The organism is Sinomonas soli (assembly GCF_054782415.1).
In genome coordinates this window covers 1-1,577 of sequence record NZ_BAAGSN010000044.1, presented here as the reverse complement: position 1 = coordinate 1,577, position 1,577 = coordinate 1, and the positions used below count along the sequence as shown (strand labels likewise).

Genomic DNA, 1,577 nt, shown 5'->3' with positions numbered 1-1,577 from the left:
GATGATCGCCGCACGCACCCACGACCAGCCCGTCAGCACCCTTTACTCGACCGTCACCGTCATGTCAGATGGAGTGAACGGGCCGCTCGCATGGGGGAAGGATGGGCGGCCCGCTCGCACAGTGAGGGGAGACCGCATGGCACAGCAGCAGGATCCGGATGACTGGGTGGGCGCGACGGCGCGCCTCAGCAGGAGCGGGACCCAGACGCTCGAGGAAGACTCCGCGAGCGAGAGCCCGCTCGTGGACCTGACCGTCCCCGATCTGATCAGGTATGCAAAGGCCCGCGGAATCCACTGGCCTAGTCTCCTCGTACAGCTCTCTCATGAGCTCGCCGCGTCAGCTCCTCGAGGCTGACCTCCAGAGCCTGAGCAATAGCCACCAGGCGCCGGAACGGCATGCCCCGTTCCTTGGTCGCTGTCAGGTCCTCGCTGACCGTTTCGCGCCTCGTGCCGATGCGGTCAGCGAGGTCTTTTTGTGACCAGCCCTTCTCCGTCAGCAGGAGGCGGATCTCCATCGTCAGGGCGCGGTACTCCGCGTCCTCTCTGTCTTGTGCCATACGCCAACAGTACGTGCCCTTTTTCAGACGCGGCAAGGCGATTCCCGCACACTGAGTACGCCAAATTGAAACTCAAGTAGTCGGCGGATATTCGCACCTTCTGAGCCGAGTACCGCACAAGTAGTGCGCAAGTACCGCTTGACCGTGCGGAAAACCGCACATATGGTTGGCGTATGCCAACACAACAGCTCGACCCCGAGGCGGTCCTCAGGGAGCGAATCCAGGCAGCAATCGAAGACCAGGGTCTCACCCGCAAGGCCGTCTACAACGCGATCGGCATCTCCCGCAACACCTTCGAGGACAAGATGGCCAGCGGCCGCTTCTACGTCCGCGAGCTGATGCGGGCAGCAACGGCGCTCAACACCACTTTTCACGAACTGTGCAAGGACCTCTGATGAGCGCATCCGAGCAGTTCCTCCCACTGATCAACCTGGCACCGGTCGACGGCGCCGACAGCAAGGAGCCCCCAGCCGCTGGAACGGCTGAGGGCGAGCGCTGATCCACCGAACTCCACGAAAGGCAACCAGCATGACCATCGTATCTTTCCCGACCCCGGAACAGTCAGGACGCCAGCCCACCGGCGGCACGCTCGCGCTCGCTGGCCCCGTCTCGCCGCTGCGGCTCTTCACGGTCGCTGAGGCCGCAGAGCTGCTCGGCACCGGGGGCGACTACGTGCGCGGCCGGATCGCCGCCGGCGAGCTCCCGGCCGTCGAGCTCGGCACGAACACGCGGGCGAAGACCAGGATCGCGGCGCCCGAGCTGCAGCGCTTCATCGAGGAGCGGACGTTCGGGAAGGCGGCAGTCTGATGGCCGCACAGCATGCCTCCCGCCCGGTGCGCTCGTCCCGGCAGCTGATCGAGGCCGCCGAGCGCGCCTGCCTCTCCGACCAGCCGGCGCTCGCTGTCCTGTACCTGCGGCGCGCCGCCGACGCGCGGCGCTTCGAGAAGGCCGAGCACCTGATCGAGCTCGGCAGGCTCTACAAGCGGTCCATGGAGCTGCGCTGCTTCGCGTTCTTCCGTC

General features: G+C 65.8%; 4 protein-coding genes. 3 read left to right on the top strand and 1 reads right to left on the bottom strand.

Going from position 1 to position 1,577, the window contains the following annotated elements; genetic code table 11:
• Positions 1-299 precede the first annotated feature (299 nt).
• Positions 300-557: a helix-turn-helix transcriptional regulator gene (locus ACYVKZ_RS21020; RefSeq protein WP_460994420.1), complete on the bottom strand. Its 258-nt coding sequence runs from the start codon at positions 555-557 to the stop codon at positions 300-302.
• Between the two features lie 173 nt (positions 558-730).
• Here ACYVKZ_RS21020 and ACYVKZ_RS21015 point away from each other — a divergent pair, with 173 nt between their 5' ends.
• From ACYVKZ_RS21015 to ACYVKZ_RS21005, 3 genes are all read left to right on the top strand, one after another.
• A complete protein-coding gene (locus ACYVKZ_RS21015; RefSeq protein WP_460994419.1) occupies positions 731-952 on the top strand; it encodes a helix-turn-helix domain-containing protein in 222 nt (73 codons plus the stop codon).
• A 133-nt stretch (positions 953-1,085) separates the two neighbouring features.
• Positions 1,086-1,364, top strand: a complete 279-nt coding sequence (locus tag ACYVKZ_RS21010) for an excisionase family DNA-binding protein (RefSeq protein WP_460994418.1) — start codon at positions 1,086-1,088, stop codon at positions 1,362-1,364.
• The coding region (locus ACYVKZ_RS21005; protein WP_460994417.1) for a hypothetical protein at positions 1,364-1,577 on the top strand (214 nt) is incomplete at its 3' end. The genes ACYVKZ_RS21010 and ACYVKZ_RS21005, both read left to right, overlap by 1 nt.

Excerpts from the sequence above, each read along its gene's own strand:
- ACYVKZ_RS21020 (WP_460994420.1), bottom strand. The coding sequence starts at position 557 with ATGGCACAAGACAGAGAGGACGCGGAGTACCGCGCCCTGACGATGGAG.
- ACYVKZ_RS21015 (WP_460994419.1), top strand. The coding sequence starts at position 731 with ATGCCAACACAACAGCTCGACCCCGAGGCGGTCCTCAGGGAGCGAATC.
- ACYVKZ_RS21010 (WP_460994418.1), top strand. The coding sequence starts at position 1,086 with ATGACCATCGTATCTTTCCCGACCCCGGAACAGTCAGGACGCCAGCCC.